The 24,723-nt window shown below is 69.3% G+C and carries 22 protein-coding genes and 3 pseudogenes; 15 read left to right on the top strand and 10 right to left on the bottom strand.

All coding sequences use genetic code 11. The features are described from left to right. Positions 1-7 precede the first annotated feature (7 nt). Positions 8-145 (top strand): hypothetical protein, encoded by a 138-nt coding sequence (locus tag ACZ4M3_RS04145; protein WP_467730146.1) that lies wholly within the window; start codon positions 8-10, stop codon positions 143-145. Between the two features lie 26 nt (positions 146-171). Further along, entirely contained in the window at positions 172-378 is a 207-nt protein-coding gene (locus ACZ4M3_RS04140; RefSeq protein WP_467730142.1) for a hypothetical protein, read from the top strand. Here the strand turns inward: ACZ4M3_RS04140 and ACZ4M3_RS04135 are convergent. From ACZ4M3_RS04135 to ACZ4M3_RS04125, 3 genes and pseudogenes are all read right to left on the bottom strand, one after another. After that, positions 370-691, bottom strand: a pseudogene (locus ACZ4M3_RS04135) (transposase); the annotation flags it as partial. The gene ACZ4M3_RS04140 and the pseudogene ACZ4M3_RS04135 sit on opposite strands and share 9 nt — an antisense overlap. A gap of 123 nt (positions 692-814) precedes the next feature. Continuing rightward, the gene (locus ACZ4M3_RS04130; RefSeq protein ID WP_467729959.1) at positions 815-1,375 is read right to left on the bottom strand and encodes an ExeA family protein; all 561 of its coding nucleotides are present in this window, start codon (positions 1,373-1,375) and stop codon (positions 815-817) included. 32 nt (positions 1,376-1,407) lie between these two features. Beyond that, positions 1,408-1,611 (bottom strand): annotated as a pseudogene (locus ACZ4M3_RS04125) (DUF6431 domain-containing protein); the annotation flags it as partial. Between the two features lie 183 nt (positions 1,612-1,794). Between ACZ4M3_RS04125 and ACZ4M3_RS04120 the strand changes: the two are divergent. Continuing rightward, entirely contained in the window at positions 1,795-2,364 is a 570-nt protein-coding gene (locus tag ACZ4M3_RS04120) for an SMI1/KNR4 family protein (RefSeq protein ID WP_467729957.1), read from the top strand. Positions 2,365-2,509: 145 nt separating this feature from the next. On the opposite strand, the pseudogene ACZ4M3_RS04115 reads toward ACZ4M3_RS04120, so the two are convergent. Further along, positions 2,510-2,884, bottom strand: a pseudogene (locus ACZ4M3_RS04115) (transposase); the annotation flags it as partial. A gap of 623 nt (positions 2,885-3,507) precedes the next feature. Between ACZ4M3_RS04115 and ACZ4M3_RS04110 the strand changes: the two are divergent. Then, positions 3,508-4,212 (top strand): M24 family metallopeptidase, encoded by a 705-nt coding sequence (locus tag ACZ4M3_RS04110; protein WP_467729955.1) that lies wholly within the window; start codon positions 3,508-3,510, stop codon positions 4,210-4,212. 55 nt (positions 4,213-4,267) lie between these two features. Here the strand turns inward: ACZ4M3_RS04110 and ACZ4M3_RS04105 are convergent, their stop codons facing one another. From ACZ4M3_RS04105 to ACZ4M3_RS04095, 3 genes are all read right to left on the bottom strand, one after another. Next, positions 4,268-4,651 carry an excalibur calcium-binding domain-containing protein gene (locus tag ACZ4M3_RS04105; protein ID WP_467729953.1) on the bottom strand — a complete coding sequence of 128 codons (384 nt, stop codon included), beginning with the start codon at positions 4,649-4,651 and terminating at the stop codon, positions 4,268-4,270. A gap of 4 nt (positions 4,652-4,655) precedes the next feature. After that, entirely contained in the window at positions 4,656-6,248 is a 1,593-nt protein-coding gene (locus tag ACZ4M3_RS04100) for a prepilin-type N-terminal cleavage/methylation domain-containing protein (protein ID WP_467729951.1), read from the bottom strand. Between the two features lie 68 nt (positions 6,249-6,316). Beyond that, positions 6,317-6,901, bottom strand: a complete 585-nt coding sequence (locus ACZ4M3_RS04095; RefSeq protein ID WP_467730140.1) for a hypothetical protein — start codon at positions 6,899-6,901, stop codon at positions 6,317-6,319. 386 nt (positions 6,902-7,287) lie between these two features. On the opposite strand from ACZ4M3_RS04095, the gene ACZ4M3_RS04090 reads away from it, so the two are divergent. Both ACZ4M3_RS04090 and ACZ4M3_RS04085 read left to right on the top strand, forming a co-directional pair. Further along, on the top strand, positions 7,288-8,436 hold the full coding sequence (locus ACZ4M3_RS04090) for a type 2 periplasmic-binding domain-containing protein (protein ID WP_467729949.1): 1,149 nt from the start codon (positions 7,288-7,290) through the stop codon (positions 8,434-8,436). 165 nt (positions 8,437-8,601) lie between these two features. Further along, complete coding sequence (locus ACZ4M3_RS04085) at positions 8,602-10,545, top strand: FG-GAP-like repeat-containing protein (RefSeq protein ID WP_467729947.1); 1,944 nt, start codon at positions 8,602-8,604, stop codon at positions 10,543-10,545. A gap of 187 nt (positions 10,546-10,732) precedes the next feature. On the opposite strand, the gene ACZ4M3_RS04080 is transcribed toward ACZ4M3_RS04085, so the two are convergent. From ACZ4M3_RS04080 to ACZ4M3_RS04070, 3 genes are all read right to left on the bottom strand, one after another. Then, positions 10,733-11,284, bottom strand: coding sequence for a PadR family transcriptional regulator (locus tag ACZ4M3_RS04080; RefSeq protein WP_467729945.1), 552 nt, complete (start codon positions 11,282-11,284; stop codon positions 10,733-10,735). A gap of 80 nt (positions 11,285-11,364) precedes the next feature. Continuing rightward, entirely contained in the window at positions 11,365-12,189 is an 825-nt protein-coding gene (locus tag ACZ4M3_RS04075; RefSeq protein WP_467729943.1) for a prepilin peptidase, read from the bottom strand. Positions 12,190-12,306: 117 nt separating this feature from the next. Further along, entirely contained in the window at positions 12,307-12,651 is a 345-nt protein-coding gene (locus ACZ4M3_RS04070; protein WP_467729941.1) for a type IV pilin protein, read from the bottom strand. A gap of 473 nt (positions 12,652-13,124) precedes the next feature. On the opposite strand from ACZ4M3_RS04070, the gene ACZ4M3_RS04065 reads away from it, so the two are divergent. The 9 genes from ACZ4M3_RS04065 (at position 13,125) to ACZ4M3_RS04025 (ending at position 24,714) form a co-directional block, all read left to right on the top strand. Beyond that, a complete protein-coding gene (locus ACZ4M3_RS04065) occupies positions 13,125-14,771 on the top strand; it encodes a GspE/PulE family protein (RefSeq protein WP_467729939.1) in 1,647 nt (548 codons plus the stop codon). Positions 14,772-14,848: 77 nt separating this feature from the next. Further along, complete coding sequence (locus ACZ4M3_RS04060; RefSeq protein ID WP_467729937.1) at positions 14,849-16,060, top strand: type II secretion system F family protein; 1,212 nt, start codon at positions 14,849-14,851, stop codon at positions 16,058-16,060. Further along, positions 16,057-16,491, top strand: a complete 435-nt coding sequence (locus ACZ4M3_RS04055; RefSeq protein WP_467729936.1) for a prepilin-type N-terminal cleavage/methylation domain-containing protein — start codon at positions 16,057-16,059, stop codon at positions 16,489-16,491. The genes ACZ4M3_RS04060 and ACZ4M3_RS04055 overlap by 4 nt, the downstream gene beginning before the upstream one ends. After that, positions 16,488-17,012, top strand: a complete 525-nt coding sequence (locus ACZ4M3_RS04050; RefSeq protein ID WP_467729934.1) for a type II secretion system protein — start codon at positions 16,488-16,490, stop codon at positions 17,010-17,012. The genes ACZ4M3_RS04055 and ACZ4M3_RS04050 overlap by 4 nt, the downstream gene beginning before the upstream one ends. Beyond that, positions 17,009-20,854, top strand: a complete 3,846-nt coding sequence (locus ACZ4M3_RS04045; RefSeq protein ID WP_467729933.1) for a hypothetical protein — start codon at positions 17,009-17,011, stop codon at positions 20,852-20,854. The genes ACZ4M3_RS04050 and ACZ4M3_RS04045 overlap by 4 nt, the downstream gene beginning before the upstream one ends. Further along, on the top strand, positions 20,851-21,963 hold the full coding sequence (locus ACZ4M3_RS04040; protein ID WP_467729932.1) for a type IV pilus twitching motility protein PilT: 1,113 nt from the start codon (positions 20,851-20,853) through the stop codon (positions 21,961-21,963). The genes ACZ4M3_RS04045 and ACZ4M3_RS04040 overlap by 4 nt, the downstream gene beginning before the upstream one ends. Positions 21,964-22,480: 517 nt before the next feature. Further along, on the top strand, positions 22,481-23,152 hold the full coding sequence (locus ACZ4M3_RS04035; protein ID WP_467729930.1) for a pyridoxine/pyridoxamine 5'-phosphate oxidase: 672 nt from the start codon (positions 22,481-22,483) through the stop codon (positions 23,150-23,152). A gap of 46 nt (positions 23,153-23,198) precedes the next feature. Next, positions 23,199-23,975, top strand: coding sequence for a class I SAM-dependent methyltransferase (locus ACZ4M3_RS04030; protein ID WP_467729928.1), 777 nt, complete (start codon positions 23,199-23,201; stop codon positions 23,973-23,975). A 31-nt stretch (positions 23,976-24,006) separates the two neighbouring features. Next, complete coding sequence (locus ACZ4M3_RS04025) at positions 24,007-24,714, top strand: M24 family metallopeptidase (RefSeq protein WP_467729926.1); 708 nt, start codon at positions 24,007-24,009, stop codon at positions 24,712-24,714. Positions 24,715-24,723 lie beyond the last annotated feature (9 nt).

Genomic DNA, 24,723 nt, shown 5'->3' with positions numbered 1-24,723 from the left:
CGTTCCCGTGACCGAGGAAAACCTGGACTACGCCCTCGACCACACGCCGGAGGCCGACCGGTTCTTCCGTCGCCTCCAGGGCTCGCTGGGCAAAGCGGGCATGCCTGTGGAGGCGGTCAAGACGGAAGGCGCGCCGGCCAAGTAGAGGTCACCTTCCCCTACGGTCCCGCGCTGTCCGCATGCGACAACCACCTCGTCTTCAAGCACGCGGTGCGCACCCTGGCCGGCCGCTCCGGCATCACCGCCACGTTCATGGCCTCCCCCCAGACCGGCCTGGTCAGCGGCCTCCACCTGCACATCTCCCTCACGCGTAGCGGCAACCCCGTGATCAACCATCCGGACGGACGGCTCTCGGAGTTACTGATCGTTTCAGAATGAGGTTCGCAGGCGGCGGAGGCATATCAGGCTGCATGCCAGTTCGAGCAGGCCCCGGTGGAGATCAGCCCGTCGTTCGTATCGGATGCGGAGCCGCTTGGACTGGTGCAGCCAGCGAAGGCGCGCTCGACCACCCAGCGCACCTTGGCCAGTCCGGAACCGTGGGCGACGCCGCGTCGCGCGATCAGCGGCTTGATGCCGCGCTTCGACAACAGGCGGCGGTACTTGTCGAAGTCGTAGCCTCGGTCGGCGTACAGCCGTCGGGGTTTGCGGCGGGGCGTCCCCGCCGACCGCGAATCGGTGGGACGGCGTCCAGTGTTGAGCGAGGCTGAAGATGTGCATGAAGGCGACGTGCTGGTTGTCGATGGGATGGGGACGAAACGACTCCGGCGGCCGTCAGGCCGCCGGAGTCGTCGTGAACACGGTGTCGGCTTCGTGCTCACTCTGTCGCGTGAATCTCGGTGATGGCGGTGCGGGTGGAGGACTCGTCGACGATTCCCTTCTCCTCGGTGAAGTCGGCGATGAGGGACTGCCAGGCGATGTTGTTGACCGAGCGGGGCAGGCCACGGCTGGTGAGGTGGATGAGTTCGACGGCGTCGTCGGAGAACAGGGTGTCCTCGCGTCCGGCGATCGTGAGGTGGTGCTCGATGTAGCTGGCGGTCTCCTCCTTGCTCATCGTGGGCATCTGGTAGCTGATCGAGATCCACTGGTCCAGGGCCGCCAGGACGCCGTGCTTCATGCGTTTGCGCAGGGCGGGCTGGCCGATCAGCAACACTGCGAACGGCGTCGTGGAGTCCATGTCGTAGTTGGTGAGCATGCGGATCGCGTCCAGCTCCTGGCGGTCGAGCAGGTACGACTCGTCGATCACCACGGCCGGCGTCCTTCCCCGTTCGTCGACCTCCGCGGCCAGCGCGGCGGACGCCTGGGTGGCGAGAGCGGCCAGGTGGAACTTGGGGGTCCCGCCCAGGCTGGTGACGATGCGGTCATAGAGGCCGCGCATACCGACCTCGGGGTTGGGCCGATGACCACGGCCGCATCCGCCCGCCGCGGCCAGAGTGCCTCCGCCAGCAGCACGTGCGTGACGCCGCAGCCCGAGCACCGCGTACGACGCGGCCGCAGAAACAACCGGGCCCCCAGATCACCCCGGATCACCCTGGCCCGGCCATGTCCCCACGGGGCCAGGACCGCACCGCATGACGGACACGTCAGCCGACCGCCCCGCAGCTGCCCTTCCACCAGCAGCACGTCCGAGTCCACGATCAGCACCGACAGCCTGCCCAGATGTGCTCGGCTCCGAGAACGGACGAAGTACCGCCAGCCTGCGCAAACCCCAAAGGATCATGTTGCTCAAGGCATCGCTCGAGACGGGCGCAGGAGGTCAGTGAAGGCCCGTGATCCCGGCTCTGGCACGCTGTCCTGGTGGACGCTCTCATCGGCACTCAAGTACCTCGTCAGCGACTGACTGACCCGGCCTCGGCGGTCGCGGTTTTGGAGCAGGCCGTTCCCGGCCTCGGCCTCCTTCGACGTACGGCTCCCGCCGGCATCGACTGGGCACGGGTCGAGGAATGCCTGACCACGGAGCTGCCCTCCGACTACAAGCTGCTTGCCAACAGCTACCCGTCCTTGGCTTTCGGGGACTTCCTTTGCGTCGGCTTCCCGAGCCCCGGGCAGGAAAGGGCCTGGTCAGAGGACCCCGAAGATCTTGAGATCCTCGCTGAGTGGTGCGCGGACGCAGAGATGTCCATCCCTCTGTACCCCTTTCCCGCCCCTGGAGGCCTACTGCCCTGGGCCACATCGAACCAGGGCGACTACTTCCTCTGGAGCACCACAGGGTCCAGCCCTGAGGACTGGACCGTCACCGTGGCTTCACGCAACGGCGGCTGGTGGCATTACATGGGAGGCGCGGTTCAGTTCCTCGCCGACCTGATCAGCGGAGCATTGGAATTGTGGGAGCTGCCGTCGGTACGGCCTCACGTCGATGCCTTCTGAACGAACAACGGCTCTACGACTCGCTCGTGTTCACCGTGTCGTCGCACACGAAGGGACAGGCCGGTCCCGAACACAACTACATCCCGTGTGCCACGGGTGTGTCGCCGGCACCCCGCTTCATCACCACGCTGAGAGTCGTCTAACAGTCCAGCAGGGGCAGGAGCTGGGTGACGTCGTGCCGGTTCCCGCCAGTCAGTGTCACGGCGATCGGGGTTCCGTGGCAATCGACGATCAGGTGGTGCTTGGAGCCGGAACGGGCGCGGTCGACGGGCGACGGGCGACGGGCCGACGTGATCCCCCCTTTGAGGGCCCGGACGTGCGATCCGTCCAACGGAGCGGTCGTCCAGGTCCAGTCCAGGTCCAGCAGGTCGGCACGACGCAGCACGTACATGACGCCGGCGAGTGCCGCCCGGTCGGGAACCCGCAGCCGACCGGGGTAGCGGCGGCGCCGTTCGGGAGCGGACGGCAGAAGCGGGGCCACCCGCTCCCACAGGTCGTCAGGAACAAGATCAGCACGCACCCGGACACCCTCCGGACACCCTGCCGACCAAGATCGCCGAGCACAGGACCCGCGGCCCGACTCATTCTGAAACGATCAGTCAGCGCCCGGCACGGCGACAGGTGGGGGGCCCTGACCGATCTGGGGAGCGGCCGGTGCAAGGCTTTCGGCAACCACATCAACGACCTGGACGTGCTGCGCAACGCCCAGCACGTGGTTCGTGTCGGTGGACCCACCCGGGCCTGGTCGCCGCAGCCGCGGACGCCGTCGCCGTCCAGATCTCCCGCTTGGCGGCGTCGGTGCCATGACCTGACCCCATGGCCGCGCGGCACACGCGTCCGAAGGCAGCCCAGGACGCGGCCCGGCCGCTCCGCAGCTGTTCTCTCGGCCGCCGGCCCTTGTACGGCGGACCAAGGTAGCCGACCGGAATCAGCCGAGCGCTGGATGATCAACCGGTGATGCCGCGCGGGCGGACGTTGTTAGGTTCGGCTGCGTGGTCAGGGCTCCCCCTCCCCCCTTCGCTCCGGTCGAACACCACCCCGCTTCGGGACCCCGCCGGCGCGCCACGGCCGGTTCGGGAGGTAGCCCCGGCGCCGACGGACCCGGCAGCAAGCGGCGCGGGTATGGGCTGACAGCAAGGACGCATGATGGCGACGTTGGACCGGATGGACGTACGGCTGCGGGCCCTGCACCTGCTGGAAGGCCAGCGCATGGCGCAGCGCCTGTTCGCGCACGTGGTCGGCACGCAGGTGATCAGGCCAGGGCGCAGCGAGGAGGAGGTGGACAACCGGATCGCTCTGATCGCCCGGGACGTGTTCGGCGTACGAGCGGGCCGGGTCCGCCGTCGGTTCGTGCGGTCGGGGTCGAACACCGTGGTGGGCGGGCGATGGCCGGAACGGGTCATCGGCGCGCAGGACTTGGTCGTGCTGGACTTCGAGTCCCTGTTGGCCCCGTACGAGACGGGCTTCGCCCGGACCGTGGCCGTCGGTGACGATCTCGTGCGCCGACGCCTCGTGCACGACCTGGCCGCCGTGGCCACCGCTGCCCGGGACGCGTTCCGGACCGACGGTTCCATCACCGGCCGCGAACTCCACGGGGAGGTCCGCAGCCTGGCGGCCAGGACCGGCCGCAGCCTGGGCGCCTGGCATTGCGGTCGGCTGACCGGCACCGCGCCCACCCCGCACGTGGGGGCGGCACGGCCGGATGCCCACATCGCTCCGGACAACGACCTGCCCCTGCGCCGGATTCTGGCCGACGGGTCGCGGGCCCACTGGATCCTCCATCTGCACCTGGTCGACGAGCACCGCGGCCACTCCGCCACGCACACGGAACTGCTCGACCTCGTCTGATCCGACTGCGGCCGGTCGTCTCCCTCCCGTGAGCGGGGGGAGACGACCGGCCGTACTACGTCGCCGACGGCTTGACCGGCTCGGTGATCGGCGCGCCGTCCAGGTCCGTCTTGAAGTCGCGGTGGACCGGCCTCTTGTCCCTAGGTTTGGGGAGGTCCGGGCATGCGATGCCGTCGCCGTCTCGGTCGAGTTCGTTCGGGTCGAGTGAGTCCGCTCTCAGCACGGCTTGCGCGTCGGCCTGGGCCTTGAACGCGCCGCAGTCGACCACGTGCCCCTTCTTCACATAAGGGGCGACGTCGAACTTGTGCTCCGGGGCACTGCCGGTGCACGCGGCCAGCGTGATCGCCGCGATCACACCGACCGCCGCGATGGCGGCACGACGCCCCGGTCGTGGCCGGTCACCCCGGCCCTCGTGGATGGTGCGTGACTGGTCTGACATGGTCCTATGCCGATCCCGCCCGGAACACCTCGACGATTTTGCTCTCCGGATCGATCGCGTACACCTTCGCCGTGGTGTTGTTCACGGCCAGCGAGCCGAATTGGCGGGGCTTGCCGAGCGAGGCCTGCGTCAGCAGCGTGGTGCCGTCCGTCACGGCGATTCCGCCCGGCGCAACGATGCCGCCCTGGGGGTCCTTGTTCGCGAGTTGTGCGACGAAGATTCTGTTGAAGTTCTTCATCACGGTGAGCTTGCGTGCCGGGTTCGCGGCGGCAGCTGAATTTCCGCAGGACGGCGCCTGCCCCGTGACCGTCTTCCCTTCGAGTCGGGTGATGCGGCCCCCGGAAGTTCCGCATCCCGGCATGGTTGACCCGCCTGCGGAGTACACGTAGACAGACGCCGCCGAGGCGCTGTAGGCCACGTTGAAGTGACCGACGTTCGATCCCGGCAGTTCGTCGATCACCGTCGAACTGCCGTCGCTGGGGTTGATGATGATCGTCGCCCCGACTGTTCGTGCCCCGTTGGGATTCACGTCCTGAGCACACCTGCCGGCAAGGAGGTAGACGAGGTTGCGGTTCGGATCGACGGCCGTCATGCCTTTGGCGGAGCCGGGCGTGAGCTGTCCGATGTTGCTGGCGTTGCACGCTCCTGACTTCGTCGGGAGCTCCGCTACGACCCTGGCCTCATGGGTCTGCGTCGAGATGGCGAAGAGGCCGATGTTGGGGCTCGAACCGGTGCCGAGACCTTGCTTCACGAAGTACACCGCGTGGTGAACGGTGTCGAGGGAGAAGTCCATGCCGGCAAGTGCGGTCGTGAGTCCCGTAGCGGGCAGCGGGATCGGCGTCGCCGACGAGCTGCCGGCCGCGATGTAGGCGACCGCCGAAGCGTTTGCGGTACCCCCGCCGACGTAGACGTCGCCGTTCTCGGGAGAGAAGGCCAGGGCGTTGACCGTCGTCGGGAAATCGACGCGGGTCACCTGGTTGCCGTTGGCCGGGTCGATGATCGCGACACTGCCCGTACCCCCGACGTAGATCTGCCCCGTTCCGGGGTTGACCGCGATCCGGGTCGGAGTCGACACGGCGGTGGAGACGTTGATCGGAGCACCGATCGGTTTGTCGGTCTTGCCGTCGATCACGGTCACGTTGTTGTCGGTGGTGGACACGACGTACACGCGATTGGCCTTCTCATCGACCGCGAGGTCCTGCGAGTTCGTACCCACCGAGATCGGGTCCGCAGCGCGCTCCGACGGTGAGGTGTCATACAGCGTGTACGACGACTTCTCGCCTCGACCGCACTTGTTCTCCTGGCCGACCGTCACCATGTTGTAGACCGGTTCGCCCGACAGCAGCCCGCCGGTCTTCAGATCCTCGATCGTCCCGTAGTGCCCGTGCTTCGCGCAGAAAGCCTCTTCCGCTGTGCGCAGGGTGGCCGCGTCCGCGGCGATCGCGCTCTTCTCGCCCTTGTCGCCGATTCCCCTGATGGAGAACACCACGATGGCGGAAAGGACGCCGAGGATCACGATGACCACGAGCAACTCGATCAGCGTGAAGCCGTCCTCACGTCTGGCACGCAAGGGGAACGGGCGATGGTCCGGTGTCATGACAGTCGGGGCTTCTTTCGATCGATGGGTCGCGTTCAGCCCGAGCGCACGCGCGGGCCCTTGCCACGTCACGGCGTCCCCCGTCGCACGGGCTTGACGTCCTTGGGTCCCGGCAGTTCCGGGCACGCGATGCCGTTCCCGTCACCGTCGAGGCGGTTCGGGTCGGTCGGCGCGAAGCGCAGGACGGCCTGTGCGTCCGCCTGGCTGGCGAAGTCAGGGCAGTCGTAGGCGTCATTGCCGTAGCGCAGGAAGTACCGGGCGTCGAAGGACCTCTCCGGCTGCGGGCAGAGCGCGTTGCGGCTGTCGCCGGGACCGCACGCGACCTGCTGTCCCACACGGGCAACCGGTTTGGTGTCGCGCGGTTCCGGCAATCCGCGGCACGCGACGCCGCCTCCGCCGTCGAGGCGGTTCGGATCGCTGGGGTCGGCCCGCAGCACCGCCTGGGCATCCGCCTGATTGGCGAAGTTGAGGCACTCGAAGGCGTCACCGTGCGTGACGTATTCCTTCGCGTCGAACACCTTGTTGTTCGGACAGAGCTGGCTGCGCGGGGTACCCGGCGTGCACCACTCTCGGTCGGGCCTCTGCGCTTGGCCGGCGGTATCCGATCCACCGCGCACGAACACCACAACGCCCAGCGCGACCGCGACCACCACGAGGGCCAACAGACCCCGTCTGATCGCGCGCGAGCCCGAGAGTCTGCTCAACACTGCCATACCACGCCTCTGCCCATCGCGCCGCCAGCTCCTTGTCCGCGTCCTGAGCGGGCGGACGACACTCACCCACCAGGCCCGTTGCAGTCTGAATGCGTGCATTACATCCACAGCGAGCAAGGTTGTCAATGATTGACTACCGAGTCCCCGCGTGAGCACCATCTAGGCGCGTGCGGCATCGCCATGCCGAAAACCTCGCAGATGCCCAGGACTTACCGGCATTTGCCTGGTGCCACCAGCCGGGCGGCCGTCCGGCAGCCGCCGCCGACCAGATCGACTAGGAGTAGCAAATGCACATAAGGTTCAGCCGGGTACGGAAGGCGTTCGCAGTGGGTGCCCTCGCGGCAGCGGTCATCACCGCCACTGCACCGGCAGCGTCCGCATCGACTGGCTCTGAGGTCGGTATCGCGAACAACATGTACCCCGCCATGAAGGACATGAAGGGTTACATCGCGACGTTCAAGTCGTTCACGCCGTTCACGGCAAACGGCGCCTCGCAGACCGGCGGATTCTGGAACAAGCCGGCGATCGACACGTCGACGATGCGGGGCATCACGTCGGGAAGCCTGCGTCAGCAGCTGAAGAGCGCCGGCCCCTACACCACCTGCAACCCCTCTTCGTCGAACAACTGCGTCAACGGGCCGCTGCACATCGACGCGTTCCTTTCGGCGGACGAGACCAACGTCGACGCGGTCATCCCGACCTCGGACGGCGGCACGTGCACGGCGAGCGGAAGCGTCGAGTGCAACGGCGACATCAACAGCAAGCACCTCGTGGCAGTCGGGCGCCTGGCGATCTACAGCTGCAGCGGCAGCTGGGCGGGCTCGACCAAGGGCGATGACCCGTCCAACGCCGGCAGCCCGCCGCTGGCACTCGGCGCGGACGCCAACGGCAGCGGCAACGGCAAGGCCCAGTCGCCCCGCTGCGACGCATCGCCGGTTTCGGGTGGCGCGCCCACGACGATCTCGGGCGTGGTGACCTGGCTCGGAACGAGCGGGAACCGGATCGCGGTCGCCGACCCGGCGTCCGCGCCGTTCGGTGCGGCGTCCAAGCAGGCGCTGGTACAGAACGGGTTCACCTGGACCGACAGCGGACCGGGCCAGAACGTGTTCCGGGGCAGCGCGTGCGACAGCGCGGGCACCGCGTGCAAGGTGCGCCTGGAATCGGGGATCAGCCAGGTCCGTGGCGCGGTCACGGCGAACGCCGGCGGCAACACCCGGCTGGGTCTCGTCGCGAAGTCGAACATCGTGAACGTGAGCTGGACGTCGAGCTCGCTGAACGGCACCACGAGCAATGACCCCAACACGTGGACCGAGGTCAATCCGAGCGCGTACTCCGGCTACGGGGACATCGCGCAGTACGGCGTCGCCCTGAACGGCGGACACGTCGGCGCAGCGGCCATCTGGACGGACCTGTTCACCAACGACTGGGACTACGACGGCACCATCCAGGGGACCCTCGCCGCCTACGGCTACTAGGAGATCCGGAACGCCGGGCAAACGGACCGTCGGCCAGGCAGGTACACAGCCGCCGACGGTCCGGACACTCTGCAACAGTTGTCAACTGTTGACTAATGAAGTGGGTGGCGCACCCGGTGCGTCACCCGCTCTCGATCCACCAGGCCCTGAGGAGGGGCCTCCCCCATGAACAGATCATCACGTCGGCCACGCCGGATCCCGGCGCTCGTCTTCGCGGTAGCGACCGTCATGATGGCAGCCACCCCTGCCTCGGCGACCGGCGCCAACACGACCGGCTTCGGTACCGCGGCGAACCTCGACGACAACGGCCGCGGCAGCACCGCCGTCGCGATCGGCGATCTCAACAACGACGGGACGCCGGACCTCGTGACGGCGATCCGCGCCGAAGGCCTCGGCGTGTTCCTCGGTTCGGGCGGCGGCAGCTTCGGTGCCGTGACGAAGTACGCGGCGCCGCTGACGTCGACGAGCCTCTTCCTCAACTCGGCAGAGATCCGCGACGTCAACGGCGACGGCAAAAAGGACGTCATCAGCCAGGACGCGCGCGGCAATGTCGCCCTGGTCTGGCTCGGCGACGGCTCCGGCGCTCTGAGCGCCGGAGCCGCGGTACAGCTCAACCCGACGCCCGGGTGCGACACCACGGGCGACAACCCGTGTGTCGCGCGCTTCCCGTACGGGGTGGGCCTGGGCGACTTCGACGAGGACGGCAAGCAGGACCTCGCGACGGCCAACGCGAACACGAACAACGTCGCGGTGGTGCTCGGCAACGGCGACGGTACGTTCGGTGCGTCGTCCCAGTTCGGCCTGAACGGCGCCACCGGCCCGCAGGGCATCGCGGCTGCCGACCTCAACGGCGACGGCCACCTGGATCTCGTCACGTCGAACCCCTCGGCCGGCACGCTCTCCGTACTGCTGGGCGACGGGGACGGCGGCTTCGGAACGGCGTCGAGCTTCCCGGCCGGCATGACGCTGCCGTCCAAGCTCAAGCTCGCCGACGTCAACGAGGACGGCAAGCAGGACGCCGTCGTCGTGGCACCCGGCACACCAGGGCGCGCCGCCGTCCTGCTCGGCGACGGCGCCGGCGGGTTCGGCACCGCGGGCCTCCTGTCGGCGGGGTCGAACCTCACCTCCGCGTCGGTTTCCGATCTGAACGGCGACGGCCACGTCGACCTGGCCCTCTCCAGCGCCGGCTCGAACCAGGTCATCGTGCTCGAGGGCGACGGCACGGGTGCGTTCGGCAGCCCGCTCGCCTTCGGGCTGAACGGCGGCACCAACCCGCAGGCCACCGCGGTTGCCGACCTCAACGGCGACGGGCGTCCCGATGTCGTCACGGCCAACAGCAACGGCTCGGCGACGTTCGTCAACGACGCGTCGGTGCTGCTCAACGCGACGAACCGGACGCCGACGGCCGCGAACGAGTCGTACGGCCACGTCGGGGCGGACACCCCGCTCGTCGTCGGCGCTCCCGGTGTCCTCGGCAACGACACGGACCCCGACGGAAACGCGCTCACGGCGTCCCTCGTGACCGGACCGGCGCACGGCACCCTCACGCTCAACCCGGACGGCTCGTTCAGCTACCAGCCCGCCAGCGCCTACGTCGGAAGCGACAGCTTCACGTACAAGGCGACTGATGGCACCGTCGTCTCGAACGTCGCGACCGTATCGATCAACGTTTCGGCCGGCTGCAACGGTCTCGCCGCCACGATCACCGGCAACGGGATCGTGAACGGCACGAGCGGCGCCGACGTGATCGTGACCGGCAACGGGAACGACACTGTCAGCGGCAACGGCGGCAACGACACGATCTGCACGTTCGCCGGCAACGACGCCGTCTCGGGCGGCAGCGGCGACGACTACCTCGACGGCGGTGACGGCAACGATCCCATCAGCGGCGGGAGCGGCAACGACGTCGTCCGTGGCGGGGCCGGCGACGATGCCCTCTCCGGTGGCTCCGGAAACGACACCGTGGTCGGTGGCGCCGACAGCGACACCCTCTCCGGCGGCAGCGACACGGACGTCTGCGCCGGCGACGCCAACGGCGGTCCGACGCTCCCGGGCACGGACTCGATCGCGACCGGCGGCTCCTGCGAGACCGTCGTCGAGGTGCCGTAATCTGCCGGCCGCTTTCCTGCGGCTGCCCATGAGGCACTGACGTGCGAGACGGGCTCGGCGATCGCGAAGGGGCGATCGCCGAGCCCGTCTGTCGTGGTCGTGGCCGGCCGGCGTCCGCCGGATCGATCGTGCGCACGCCCGCAGCGGTGAGGTGGATACCGAGGGGCGGGCGAGTACGAGCGTGACGTCAGCTGCTCTTGACGGCCGACCGCGTCGAGTCGACGTCGACGGCGTCGAGGAACCGGCGCGCGGCGCGGACGTCTTCCAGTCGCAGGGCATAGCTCGCGCGGGCGATGTGGTCCTCGGCGGCCTGCTCCTTGGCGCGCAGCGACTCCTCGATCTCGTCGATGACGACGCGTTGACGCTCGACCAGACGAGCGGGGCTGATGCCGCGACGCTGGAGCAGCAGGAGCTTGCACGTGAGCTCGGCGCGGACGTCGAACAGTTCGGTCACGGGTTCGCTGAGCCACCGGGTGACCGTCGTCTTCGCCGGGCGGGTGGCGGCGTAGATCACGCGCTGCGGCCCGCGATTGCCTTCCTCGGTACCGACCGACGTGATCAGTTCGCGCTCGACCAACCGCGTGATCGACCGGTAGACCATGGGTCGCGAGATGTACCAGAACTCACCGATCTCCGCACCCTCCGCAGTGAGGGTCGCGATGGCAAAGCCGTGGCTGGGGCGTTCGGCGATGAGTGCGAGCACGATCCACTCGGCCAGTGGGAGGTCAGGTTCCGTCATGGTGACAAGGGTAAGGATCGTCGGTGCTGCTTGCGATCTCTACCGGGTCCGGGGCCGGAAAGGCTGACGCGGGGACCGGGTCACGGCCGGTGGCGGACGAATGTGAGCGACTCTCCCGTCGCGTTCCGGTCACCCACAGTCTCGTACCAGTGGACGACAGGAGCGCCGACGAGGATGGCGGCGATGGCGCCGGCGGCGAGGAACACGCCGAACGGGAGGCGGGTGCTGCGGGTCGCCCGCCCCGCCGCCATGAGCGCGACGCCCACCAGCAACCCGGCGACGCTGCCGGCCATCAGCGCGAAGACGAGGTACCACGGACCGAGCCAGCCCAGCCCGGTGCCGAGCAGGCCGGCCAGGCGTACGTCACCGAATCCGAGCCAGGCAGGCCGCACCCAGTGCAGGGCGAAGAAGACGGCGAATGCGCCCACTCCGCACGCCGCGGTCACGCCGAGCCGATGCCACTGGCCGGTGACCGCCGCGGCCGCGAGGAGACAAGCGGCGGTGAGCCCGAGAGTCGGGTAGATCAGCCGCCGGGGGAGCAGGAACCGTTCGGCGTCGCAGGCGGCCAGGGCCAGCAGCCCGGCGGTGAAGACGAGCGCAGCAGGTAGCACTTCCGACCGGCCGAAGTGCAGCGACTCGGCGACGAACAGGATCGCGGTGAGCGCTTCGATGAGCGGGTAGCGCGCGGGGATCGGAACCCGGCAGTCGCGGCAGCGCCGGCCCAGCAGGAGCCAGGACACGACGGGGATGTTGTCCCGGGCCGCGATCGGGGTGGCGCATCCCGGGCAGGCGGATCGGGGCCGCAGGACCGATTGGCCGGCCGGCACCCGGGAGACGGCGACGTTGAGGAACGACCCCACCGCGAGCCCCAACAGGCCGATAATCACGACAAATATGGATGACATGGGCGCAATGGTGCCGTACCGCGTGTGCCCCGTCACCACTCGGCCGCCGAACGGGGCCGGCCAGGCGGCGCTTCCGCTGCCACCTGGCCAACTCGGCCTCCTGACGAAACCCCCGTATCAGGGGGTGGTCTCGCAGGGGTTCTTCCAGTCGACCGTGGACGGAATCAGCGTGACCGCGTACGCGGCGGGATCCTTGACCTCGTACCACTGGGACACGGTGGACAGGAGCCCAGTGGTCTCGAGTTCCTTCACGGTGGCGTACTTGTTGTTGTTGGCGAAGTACGCCTCTTCCGCGGTCTGGACCGTGGCCTTATCGGTCCGGCACGCCGCGCCCTGGCCCTTGTCGTTGATGCCGCGAACGGAGAAGACGACGATGGCGGACAGGATGCCGAGGATCACGATGACCACGAGAAGCTCGACGAGCGTGAAGCCGGCTTCCACGGTCTCGTTCCGTGCACGCATTCGCTGACGCAACGCGCCTTGCAGGTTTGTGTACATCTTTCTCCATCTACGGCGACCGGTTCAAGCAAAACCGAGCGTTAGTAACACCTTGATTAATCAGCAGTAGACTACTGAGCGAGAGAGGGACTCACAAGGGTCGAACCCCCGGAGAGGGTGCCGAGACGGCGTGGCGCCCGTGCGGTAGTGTGCCGCTGACTAATCAGCGGCTGACCAGTACTGCGACGCGTTCGCAGGGGACCATCGGCCGCTGTTCTGGATGCACGGAAGGGGTGGGTTCCTTGGCGAATGGCCGGTTTCTCCGGCGCCGCGCGGCGACGACAAGTCCTGCGGGCGAGGACCACGCCCTGCCCGATGGAGCGCGGGGCCCGGCGTCGACTCCGGCCGCGGCGGACGAACCCGCCCGGGACGCGACGTCCGGCGCGGCGCAGTCGTCGCCCACGGTGCAGGAGCGGCCGCCCATCGGGGAACTCCTGGTGCAGCGCGGGCTGATCACTCCGGCGCAGGTGGACGAGGCGCTCCTGCAGCAGTCGGCGTCGGGCAAGCGGCTCGGCGCCCTGCTGGTCGAACTCGGCATGGTCGACGAGCGGTCACTGATCGAGGCGCTGGCGGTTCAACTCGACGTCCCGGTCGCCGACCTCCGCCAGAGCGAGCCCGATCCCGAGGCGGCCGCCCGGGTGCCGGAGGCGCTGGCCCGCTCGCTGGGCGTCGTCGCGGTGAGGCGGTCCGAGGGCACGCTGCTGATCGCGGCCGGCGACCCGGGTGACCCGCGCGTGCTCGACGAGGTCGGCCGGGCCGTCGCGCCGGATCGGGTGCAGTTGGCGATCGCGGCTCCCTCGGACATCCGGCGCTCGATCGACAGCTCCTACCGGGCGCTGTCCGGCGTGAGTAGCCTGGTCGAGGCCTTCGAGGCGACCGAGACCGGCCGGGGCGCCGCCTCCGGGGCCAGGGTGGTGAGCGAGGACGCGCCGGTGGTGCACCTGGTCAACCTCATGCTGACCCAGGGCCTGCGCGACCGGGCCTCGGACATCCACATCGAACCGCACGGCGACCGGGTCCGGGTCCGGTACCGCATCGACGGCGCGCTGCACGACGTGCTGAGCCTGCCGGAGAACGTGGGGCCGTCCCTGGTCAGCCGGATCAAGATCATGGCGAACATGAACATCGTCGACCGGCGGCGCCCGCAGGACGGACAGATCTCCACCGAGATCGACGGCAGGTCGGTCGACATCCGGGTCGCGACCACTCCCACCATCTGGGGCGAGAAGGCGGTGCTACGGCTGCTCGACAGCAACCGCACACTGCTCCGGCTGGGCGAGCTCGGCATGCCCGCCGCGACCTACGAACGGTTGTCGTCCCTGCTGCGCTCCCCCTACGGCATGGTCGCGTGCGGCGGACCGACCGGCAGCGGCAAGACGACCACGCTGTACGCCACGCTCGGCGAGCTGAACCAGAGCGAGCGCAACATCACCACCATCGAAGACCCGGTGGAGTACGTGCTCCCGTCGATCAACCAGATCCAGATCAACGACCAGGCGGGCATCACGTTCGCGACCGGGCTGCGCTCGATCCTCCGCCAGGACCCCGACGTGATCCTCGTCGGCGAGATCCGGGACGCCGAGACGGCGCGGATCGCGGTCGAGTCCGCTCTTACCGGCCACTTCGTACTGTCGTCCATCCACGCCGCCGACGCCTGCTCCGCGCTGCACCGGTTCACCGACATGGGCATCGAGCCGTTCCTGATCACCTCCACGGTCTCCGGGGTGGTCAGTCAGCGACTGGTGCGCCGGATCTGCGATCAGTGCCGCGAGCCCCACCAGCCGGGCGTGGACGAACTGGCCTTCTTCGCAAAGGCCGGCGGGTCGACCGATACCGAGTTCTGGCAGGGACGGGGCTGCAACTTCTGCTCCCGGACCGGCTACCAGGAGCGGATCGGAGTCTTCGAACTGCTCGTGATGAGCGACGCGGTCAAGCGGCTGCTGGTGGAGAAGGCGCCGATCAGCAGCCTGCGCAAGGCCGCCCGCGAGCAGGGCATGGAGAGCCTCCTGGACGGAGGCGTCCGTCTCGTGGAGGAGGGGACCACGACCATCGCCGAGATCATGTCCAGCGTGTACGTGGTCTAGTGCCCGGCGCGCTGGACGCCGCATCCACACAGCGACGACACGAACCTCTGACACCGGAAACCAGGAAGGGCATCGGCATGGCCACCTTCAAGTACGTCGCGGTCGGCACGGACGGGAAGCGGGCCACCGGTGTACTCACGGGCTCCAGTGTCGAGGGCGTGACCGACAGCCTGACCCGGCAGGGCTACGACGTGCAGTCGGTCAAGTCCGCGGGCCGCAACCTGCTGCAGCTCGAACTCACCGCGGAAAAGATCGACCTGGTCGAGCTGAGCAACTTCTCCCGCCAGATGGCCGCCTTCATCAAGGCCGGAGTGCCCATCCTGGACGCCCTGGAGATCATCCGCGCCGAAACCAAGGACAAGAAGCTGGGCAAGGTGCTCGTCGACGTCATGGACTCGCTGCGATTCGGCGAGAGCTTCGCCGCCGCCATGGCCGTCCACACCAAGGCACTCCCGCCGTTCTACGTCTCCGTCCTGCGCTCGGCGGAGGCGACCGGTGAACTCGACGTGGTGATCGCCCAGTTGGGCCGCTACATCGAGCGCGACGTCGAGGCCCGGCGCAGCATCCGCTCCTCCCTGACCTATCCGAGCCTGGTGATGGTCCTGGCCGTCGCCGTCGTCCTCGTCCTCGTCATTTTCGTGCTGCCCCGTTTCAAGCTGTTCTTCGAGTCCTTCAACGCGCAACTGCCGCTGCCGACCCGGATCCTGCTGGGCTTCACCGACTTCGTCACAGCCTGGTACCCGGTCATCGTCGGCGTGCTCGTCGCGCTCGTCGCGGCTCTGATCGCCGGTTTGCGGACCGAGCGGGGACGGGTACTGCGCGACCGGTTCCTGCTGGCGCTGCCGGTGGTCGGCGACGTGGTCCGCTACATGGTCATCGAACGGTTCTGCCGCATCCTGACCTCGATGATCAAAGCCGGCGTGCCCATCCCGGAGGCGCTCAGCCTGGCCGGCTCGGGCACCAACAACCTGGTGTTCGAGCGGGCCATCGGGACGGCCCGGACGGAGATGCTCGAAGGCGGCGGCATCTCCGGGCCGATCGCCCGTACCAAGCTGTTCCCCGGGGCGGTCACCCAGATGATGCGCGTGGGGGAAGAGACCGGGACCCTCGACGACCAGCTCGAGAACGTGTCGGAATTCTACGAGAAGGAACTGCAGCACAAACTCAAGCGGCTGACCAGCCTGTTCGAGCCGACCGTGGTGATCATGGTCGGGGTCGTCGTGGGGTTCGTGGCCGTCGCCCTCATCTCTGCGATCTACGGCGTCTACAACCAGGTCGAAGTCCAGTGACCGGCCCGGTACACCGCACGCGGCACCGCCGCGGCGAAGAGGGCGAGACCCTGGTCGAGGTTCTCGTCGCCGTGGTGCTCATCGGCGTTGCCTTCGTGGCCATCCTCGGGGGCATGGGCACCGCGATCATCAGCTCGGTCACGCAGCAGAAGGTGACCAGCGCCGACTCGGTCGTCCGCAGCGCCGCCGAGCAGGTCGTCAGCGCCCCGTACGTGTCCTGCGCCCGTGGCTACGAGACTCCGAGGCCACCGGCCGGGTACACCGTGACCATCGAGATGGAGTACTGGGACGGGGTGGGTGCGTTCGGCCATGCCTGCCTGACGGCCGATACCGGAGTGCAGAGGGTGACGCTCACCGTGCACTCGACCAGCCCGCACCCCGTCAAGGACGCGAGACTCGAAGTGGTCAAGCGGGAGTCGATGCTGTCATGACGACCCAACGGCCGACCGATCGCTCGGAGTCGGGATTCACCCTGACCGAGTTGCTGGTCACGATCGTCATCGTGGGCATCATCGCGACACTGCTGCCCACCGCGATCATCCTCGGACTGCAGTTCACGGCGCACACCGAAAAGCGAGTGGCCGCCACCAGCGCGGTGGGCACCCTCAACCGCTACTTCTACGGCGACGTGCAGAGCGCGGACGGGGTCACGACCGGCCCCGCATGCGGCGTTGCCGACGTGATCGTCCACCTGAGCCGGCCCGGCACCGACATCGTCTACAGCTACGACCAACCGACCGGTGCCCTGAACCGGGTGAAGTGCACGGACGGAGGCGTCGTCACCACGTTGCTGGGCCGCTTCGACAACGCCGCACCGACCCATCCGGTGACTCTGAGCTGCGGTGCCGAGAGCTCGTGCACTACGCCCATGGAGGTAACGCTGACCGTGCAGAGCGACCCCGCCGCGCCCCCGACGGCCCTCACCGCCGTCCGACGATCGAGTTCATCATGACCGGCCGCCTGGATCCGCGCCGCCTGCGCGACGACGAACAGGGCGCGACCCTGATCCTCGCGCTGGCCTTCGTCGTCGTCTTCAGCCTGGTCGCCGTGTCGGTCCTGTCCTTCGCCGCCACGGGACTGAAAGCCGCGAGTGTGTACGTCGACCAGGGCAAGCGGGACTACAGCGCGGATGGTGCCACGCAGCTCGCGATCAAGAACTTCTCGCAGGGCAACCCGTGCGCCCCTTACACCGCCCCCCCGATCAACGGCCGGCAGATGATCGTCCACTGCGACCCCCTCAACGCGTCTCCCGTAATCACGCGCGCGACCCAACCGCAGGACGCGCTGCGCAGCCTGGGACAGACGGCGGAGGACGGCATCAACGTGACCACGCCGGGCCTGCGGGTGCAAGGAAGCGTGTTCTCCCATTCGAACGTCAACACCGGCCCCGGCGCCTCGATGGTGGTGTCGGGCGACGTGTCGGCCGTCGGCGACTGCTCCCGTGCCGTGTCACAGAGCCAGCTGCCCCCGACCCAGGCGCAGTACGTGCACGACTGCGCCAATGACACCCCGCCGGCTCCCGCCGACAAGGTCGTGGGCGCCGACCCGGACTACACGCCTCCCGCCACGGCCGTCCCCGTCCGGCGGACGGTGCCCGCGTGCCCCGCCCCCGGTTCCTGGCTGGTGCGGTTGCAGCCCGGCTACTACGACGACGCCAGCGCCCTCACCCGCCTCACCGGTGGCGATTGCCCGGGCGTCGTCGTGTGGCTACAGCCGGGTCTCTACTACTTCGACTTCACCTTCACCGGCGGCTCCGCGGTCTGGACGGTAGCCGACCCCACGGTCAGCGTGGTCGGCGGCACGCAGGCGGGCTGGGACCCCGGGGCCACCACCCGCCCGAACGTCCCCGCCCCGGGCGGTTGCGCCACGACGCGGCCCGAAGGCGTCGAGGTCATGATGGGCGGCGGCAGCCAGTTCCGGGTCGACCGTGGACACGTGGAACTGTGCGCCCCGGTGGCCCCGGACGCGCAGCAGGTGGCGGTGTACGGGGTCCAGTCGCCGAAGCCGTCACACACGCTGAAGCCGACAGCGGTGGTCACGAACGCCGGCTTCGTCAACCCGGGCCATGCCCTGGCCAGTGGCGAAAGGGCCACCCTGCCCGGGTGTTCGCAGCCGACGGGCAGCGCGGGCTGCACGGCCGACGCCGTCCTCGACCCGACGAATCGTCGGTCGGCCTCGATGCAGCTCGCCGGCTTCACCCCGCGGGTGCCGCCCGGCTCGGTCATCACCGGCGCGACGCTGCGTGTCAGGCACGAGGACGACGGTGGCCTGACCGCCCCCGGCGCGGTGAAGGTCACCACCGCCGTCGGCGCAGACCCCTGCCGCACCGACGACCTGCCCCGGCACACGGCGCTCGCCGAGGATCCCCCGATCGACCTGCTGGGCGCGTGCGGGCTCACCGACCCGACTCGGCTCACCGGCCTGACAGTGACCTACGCCGCCACCCTGGACACCGGCGGCACCACCGCCACGGAACGCCTGGACGGAATCTGGCTGGAGGTCGCCTACCGCACGCCGGCCACGTTCAAGCCGACCGCCGTGGCCGCATCGACCGGGTTCATCGCTACCGGCACCGATCCCGGCAACGCCCTGGAGATCGGCGAGCAGCCGACACCGCTGGTGGCCGGCGCCGATCTGACCAAGGCGGCCCCGTCCGCGTCGATCACCCTGGCCGGGTACGGCCAGCCGCCCTTGCCGCCGGGGTCGACGATCCACTCTGCCGTGCTGCGGGTTGCCCATCAGGAGACCGGTGACGCGGCGGCGCCCAGGATCAGCGTCACCCCCTCGGGCGGCGGTGGCAGTTGTACCAACCTGCTGCTCACCGCGCGGGCCGGTCTGGGCGACGACCGCGTCGATCTGAAGGCATGCGGCATCACCGATCCCGCACGGCTGACCGGCCTGACCGCGAGCTACGCCGCCGGTCTGAACGCGGGTGGCACGGCAGGCGCCGATTCCCTGGATGGCATGTGGCTCGAAATCGTCTACGACCCGCCGCCGCCGCCCCGGCCGGCGACGAGCGCGTCGTCGACGACGTTCATCCGCGCGACCAACGCCCAGGCGATCGACGGCGCCAACACGGCCCACGCCACACTCGACCGGGTGACCACGCCGACCGCCACCATCAACCTCGGCGGTTACGACACCCCTGCGGTGGCGCCCGGCTCGGTCCTGGACGGGGCCCTGCTGCACGTCGCGCATCGCGACGATCCCGGGGTGGCCGGAGGCACGCCGCCGACGGTCGCGCTCACTCTGACCGGGCCCGGCATACCCCGCTCCTGCACCACCCCGCAGAAGCTCGCCACACACCAGGGCGCCCTGGCCACCGACACCCTGGATCTGGTCGCCACCTGCGGGGTCACCGACCCCGCCCAGCTGGCCGGCCTGGTCGTGACCTACACCGCCACCCTCGGCGCCGGCAGCGCCACCGCCACCGCTCAGCTCGACGGAGTCAGCCTGGAACTGGCCCACCGACCCGCGATCGCGGTACGGCCCACCCAGGCGATCAGCACCGCGACGCCCACCGCCGCGGCGTTCCTCGACCCGAAGAACGCGCAAGCGCTCGACACCACCACCTCGACCGCGAGGCTCTCCACGGCCACCCCGTCGGCGTCGATCCGGCTCGGCGCGTTCGCGATGCTGCCCCTGCCGGCGGGCGCGGTGATCGACAAGGTCGTGCTGCGCGTATCGCACCAGGACGACGACACCACCCCGGCACCGCCCTCGCCGGCGGAGCCACCCGGGCCGACGGGGCCACCCACGGCCGCGCTGACCGTATCCGGCACCGGTACCGCCTGCGACGCGAACCACGCCCTGACCGCCCATAAAGGCGCACTCGGTGTCGACGTGGTCGACCTCGGCGCCTGCGGGGTCACGAAGGCCGACCAGTTGTCCAAGCTCGCTGTCGACTACGCGGCGAGGCTGGGCACGGGCGGTACCGAAGCCACCGTCCAGCTCGACGGCGTCGAGCTCGGCATCGTGTTCCGAGCCCCGTCCATCAGGGCCCTGTCCGGCTGTCTCACCGCGGGCAGCCGTTGCGCGGTGCTCCAGTCGACCGACGAGGCCGACACCGGCACCCATCACAGCCGCCTGGTGATCAACGGCACCGTCTACGCGCCGACCGCTGCCGTCGACCTGTCGATGAGCCAGGTCAGCTCGCAGGTCGTCACCCGTGGCATCATCGCCCGGACCATCGGTCTCGGCATCAGCCCGGCCACCGGATACCTCCGCCCGGTGATCGGAATCCCACCGGAGCCGGTGCTGTTCACGACCTATCCGGCCGTGATCGCGAAACCGGCGTCGGTCACCGCGATCACCGGGTTCACGCCCACGGCTTCCGGCGCGCCCGTCGACGTCACGGACGCCACCGTCCCCGGCGGTGGCCGGGCGTCCCTCACGTTCGGCCGCTACGCCCGGCCGGCACCGGCCACGACCGCACCGCTCGACCACGCCGTCCTCCAGGTGGCGCACCACGAGGACGGCGACGTGGAATCGGTGAAGATGTCGGTGGACTTCACCGGCAGCACCTGCACCGGCGTCAACTCACTGGACGTGCCGGCCCATCTCGGCTCGAGCGCCCCGGTGACCGACCATGTCGACCTGGCACCGTGTGGCCTGACCAACGCCTCCCAGTTGACCGGGCTGACCGTCACCTACACCGTCACCGCCGGGAACGGCGGCGCGACCGAGCACCTCGGCGGCACCCGGATCGACCTGCTGTCCGGCCCGCTCGTCGAGGCCGCCGTGTCCTTCGACGGCCACGCCAGCACCGTCAAGCAGTGGACGGTCCTGCCATGAGCAAGTACACCACCTTGGAGACCACCATGTCCGGGCCGAGTTCCGTGATCATCGACCACCTGCTCGGTGAACTGTGGGAGCGGGGCGGCAGCGATCTGCTGCTCACCGCCCGATCGGCGCCGTTCCTCCGCGTCGACGGCGCCCTGCGACCGGTCGAGGGGGCCGCGCTGAGCGAACCGGAGGTCGATCGGCTGGTGACCGGGGTGCTGGGCGAGGAACTCACGGAACGGTTCCGCCGGGAGAAGCAGGTCGATTTCGCGTTCAGCTGGGGGGAGAAGGCCAGGTTGCGCGGGAACGCCTTCGTGCAGCGCGGCGCGTCAGCGCTGGCGCTGCGGATCATCCCGTTCGACGTGCCGTCGTCCGAACAGCTCGGGCTCCCCCCTATCGTCACTGGGTGGGCGGGCATGCCGCGCGGGTTCGTGCTGGTCACCGGGCCGACCGGGTCGGGGAAGTCGACGAGCCTGGCAGCGCTCCTCGACTACGTCAACACGCACCGGTCGGTGCACATCCTCACCATCGAAGACCCGATCGAGTACCTGCACCGGCACAAGCGCTCGGCGGTCAACCAGCGCGAGGTCGGCACCGACACCGACTCGTTCCCCGCCGCGCTGCGCTCGGCCCTGCGCGAGGACCCTGACGTCCTGCTCCTCGGCGAGATGCGCGACCCGGAGAGCATCTCCGCGGCCCTGACCATCGCCGAGACCGGGCACCTGGTGTTCGCCACCCTGCACACCAACGACACGTCGCAGACGCTGGACCGCATCGTCGACGTGTTCCCGGCCGAGCAACAGCCACAGATCCGGCTACAGTTGGCGCACACCCTGGTCGGCATCCTCAACCAGACGCTCATCCCCCGGATCGGCGGCGGCCGGGTGGCCGCCTTCGAGGTGCTGGTGGGCACCTCGGCGATCCGCAATCTGATCCGCGAGGGCAAGACCCGCCAGATCCGCAACATGATCGCGACCGGCAACCGTGAAGGCATGCAGACCCTCGAAACCAGCATCAACGCCCTCGTCGCGGCAGGCACCATCGCCCACGAGGAGGCCGTGCGGCACACGGCCCACCCGGAGGAAATCCAGCGGCCCCACTTCCCGGTCGGCCGCACCTGACCGTCCGATGGGCAGCGAGCAGCCCTTCTTCGGGTGAGCCGGCCGCCCCGCGGCCGCCAAGGCGCCGGGGAGGTCGACGTTCGGTCTCACCAGAGCGCGGCCACGGCTGCGACCGCGCATGCGCTCCCTCTGGACGGGCACCCAAGTCTGGTGGCCCACAGGCCGCAGGTTCTGGCGAATCAACCACTGAAAGACGACGAGAGCGCGCTGCTACCTCCAGTGCGACCTCACGTTCGCCCCTGCCTGGTGCTACCAGCCCCTGCGCCTCGACTTCCGCCTGGGGCGGCGACCAGCCCCGCGACGCGCCCTGCCTCTGTCACCAGAGCCGCCCTTCCTCGTGGCGGTATCCGGCCCGGTTCCGCAGGGCGGACGCTGCACGGGTTGTCGCTACGTCCAGCATCTCCTGCGCACACGATGCATCATTTGGGGGTTTCGACAAGCATTTGCCAGGTGATTGTCGAATATTCACCGCAGATGCAGGATAAGGCTCGAAGGTGTCCGATGGAGGAGGCGGCAGGTGAGCGACCAAGACCAGGGCAATGGGCTCCGCAACTGGCTTCGGGGCATCGAGGTCTTCGCAGGGCCGCTTCCCGAGTTCGCGCCCGAGCAGGCCCCGGAGGACCCGGTGCGCCTGTTCCTGTCCTGGCTGTCCGATGCGGTGGCGGATGGGTTGCGCGATCCGCACGCCATGACCCTGGCCACTGTCGACGAGGCCGGCGACCCCGACGCACGTGTGCTGATCCTCAAGGGCGTGGACGGTACCGGCTGGCAGTTCGCCGGGCACGGTTTCAGCCCCAAGGGGCACCAGCTGGCCGTGCACCCGCGGGCCGCGCTGACCTTCTACTGGCCCGAGCACGGCCGTCAGGTCCGCTTGCGCGGGCCGGTGACGCCCGGGTCCGCGCAGGACAACGCAGAAGACTTCCTCGCCCGGTCGACCACCGCACGCGCCGAGGCCCTGCTGGGCCGCCAGAGCCAGTACCTGTCGTACACGGCTGAGCGTGACCAGGCCCTGGAGAAGGCGCTGGCGATGGTCGAGAAGGAACCGTCGCTCGTCGACTCCGCCTGGACGCTCTACACCCTGTCGCCGATGGAAGTGGAGTTCTGGCAGGCAGCGAAGAGCCGCGTCCATACCAGGCTGCGCTACGAGCGGACCCCGAAAGGCTGGGAACGTTTCCGACTCTGGTCGTGAGCCTCGGCCCATCCACCATCCCTGCTCACAAGGCGAGGTAACCCCCATGACGACACGTACCCAGGACGGCAGCGCCGGTGACGTCGACTACGGCACGATCGGCGGCGGCTACGCCTCATACCGCCGACCGGACGAGCACATCGCCCGGTTCATCGCCGAGGCCTTGGGCGGCGCCCGAACGGTCCTCAACGTCGGTGCGGGCGCCGGGTCGTACGAGAACGCGGCGCGCACGGTGACCGCCGTCGAGCCCTCCGAGGCGATGCGCGCCCAGCGGCCGGCACAGCTTCCCGGCGCGATCGACGCCGTCGCCGAGGACCTCCCCTTCGAGGACGGGGAGTTCGACGTGGCGATGACGCTGTTCAGCGTGCACCAGTGGTCCGACGTGCGGGCAGGTCTGGGCGAGATGCGGCGCGTGACCCGCGGCCCTGTGGTCATCCTCACCTGCGACCCGTCCCTGGTGCGCGACTTCTGGCTCTACCGGTACGCCCCTGAGGTGCTGGACACCGAAGCCCGCCGCTACCCGACCGTGGAGGAGCTGGCGTCAGCCCTGGGCGGGACCGGAGCCGTGCAGACCGTGCCCATCCCGCTCCACTGCACCGACGGGTTCAACGAGGCCTACTACGGCCGCCCCGAGATGCTGCTCGACCCGGCCGCCCGCCAGGCGTGCTCGGCCTGGAGCTTCGTCGACGACCAGGTCCGCGAGCGCTTCGACAAGGACCTGCGCCACGACCTGGGATCCGGGGCTTGGGACGCGGAGTTCGGCCACCTGCGTCGTCAACCCACGTACGAGGGCTCGCTCGTCATTGTGCGCGCGACCCCCTGAGCGCAGCAGCGCGAGAAAGAGACAAGGCACGATGGCGATTCCCGACCGGATGGACGAACGACTCCGGGCCCTGGGCCTGGTGGAGGGGCAGCGGACAGCCCTGGCCCTGTTTGCCGAGGTCGCCCGGCGCGAGCTGATAACGGCCGGCCGCAGCGAGTTCGAGTTGACCGACCGGATCGGGGACCTGGCGAGGGAGCTGTGGGGCACGCGCGTGCGGTGGCCCGGGCGGATCGTCCGCTCCGGCCCGCACGCCGTGCTCCCGTCCGGCGAGGAACCTCCCGACGACCGCGTCATCTGTGCCGACGACACGGTCACGACCCACTTCGGTCCGCTCCTCGGCGGCCACGGGACGGACTTCACCCGCACCGTCGTCCTCGGCGACGAGCCGAGCAGGCTGCGACTCCGCGAGGACCTGCCGAAGATCTTCGCCGCAGGGCGCGAGGCGTTCCACGCGGAACCCCGGATCACCGGTCGGCAGCTGTACGCCCGTCTCCAGGCCCTCGCCGCCAAGTCCGGTTGGACACTTGGCGGATGGCACGCCGGGCACTTGGTGGGCGAAGCGCCGGCCGCGAACCCGACGGGCGCGCAGGCCGACGCGTACATCGAGCCTTGCAACGACCGGCCGCTGCGCCGTACGACATCGGGCGGGTGGAAAGCTCACTGGCTGCTGGAGGTCCACCTGGTCGACGAGCACGCGGGCTTCGGCGGCTCGCACAAGGCGCTCCTCGATCTGGTGTGAGGTCCGCAA

It is taken from the genome of Streptomyces sp. NPDC026522, from assembly GCF_055567555.1.
The sequence above is the reverse complement of the archived record's forward strand: the minus strand, read 5'-3'. Positions and strand labels throughout refer to the sequence as shown.

What these genes read in the sequence shown, in the direction of transcription:
- ACZ4M3_RS04130 (WP_467729959.1), bottom strand. Translation starts at nt 1,375, where the DNA reads ATGCGCGGCCTCTATGACCGCATCGTCACCAGCCTGGGCGGGACCCCC.
- ACZ4M3_RS04110 (WP_467729955.1), top strand. Translation starts at nt 3,508, where the DNA reads ATGATGGCGACGTTGGACCGGATGGACGTACGGCTGCGGGCCCTGCAC.
- ACZ4M3_RS04105 (WP_467729953.1), bottom strand. Translation starts at nt 4,651, where the DNA reads ATGTCAGACCAGTCACGCACCATCCACGAGGGCCGGGGTGACCGGCCA.
- ACZ4M3_RS04100 (WP_467729951.1), bottom strand. Translation starts at nt 6,248, where the DNA reads ATGACACCGGACCATCGCCCGTTCCCCTTGCGTGCCAGACGTGAGGAC.
- ACZ4M3_RS04085 (WP_467729947.1), top strand. Translation starts at nt 8,602, where the DNA reads ATGAACAGATCATCACGTCGGCCACGCCGGATCCCGGCGCTCGTCTTC.
- ACZ4M3_RS04080 (WP_467729945.1), bottom strand. Translation starts at nt 11,284, where the DNA reads ATGACGGAACCTGACCTCCCACTGGCCGAGTGGATCGTGCTCGCACTC.
- ACZ4M3_RS04075 (WP_467729943.1), bottom strand. Translation starts at nt 12,189, where the DNA reads ATGTCATCCATATTTGTCGTGATTATCGGCCTGTTGGGGCTCGCGGTG.
- ACZ4M3_RS04070 (WP_467729941.1), bottom strand. Translation starts at nt 12,651, where the DNA reads ATGCGTGCACGGAACGAGACCGTGGAAGCCGGCTTCACGCTCGTCGAG.
- ACZ4M3_RS04060 (WP_467729937.1), top strand. Translation starts at nt 14,849, where the DNA reads ATGGCCACCTTCAAGTACGTCGCGGTCGGCACGGACGGGAAGCGGGCC.
- ACZ4M3_RS04050 (WP_467729934.1), top strand. Translation starts at nt 16,488, where the DNA reads ATGACGACCCAACGGCCGACCGATCGCTCGGAGTCGGGATTCACCCTG.
- ACZ4M3_RS04045 (WP_467729933.1), top strand. Translation starts at nt 17,009, where the DNA reads ATGACCGGCCGCCTGGATCCGCGCCGCCTGCGCGACGACGAACAGGGC.
- ACZ4M3_RS04040 (WP_467729932.1), top strand. Translation starts at nt 20,851, where the DNA reads ATGAGCAAGTACACCACCTTGGAGACCACCATGTCCGGGCCGAGTTCC.
- ACZ4M3_RS04030 (WP_467729928.1), top strand. Translation starts at nt 23,199, where the DNA reads ATGACGACACGTACCCAGGACGGCAGCGCCGGTGACGTCGACTACGGC.
- ACZ4M3_RS04025 (WP_467729926.1), top strand. Translation starts at nt 24,007, where the DNA reads ATGGCGATTCCCGACCGGATGGACGAACGACTCCGGGCCCTGGGCCTG.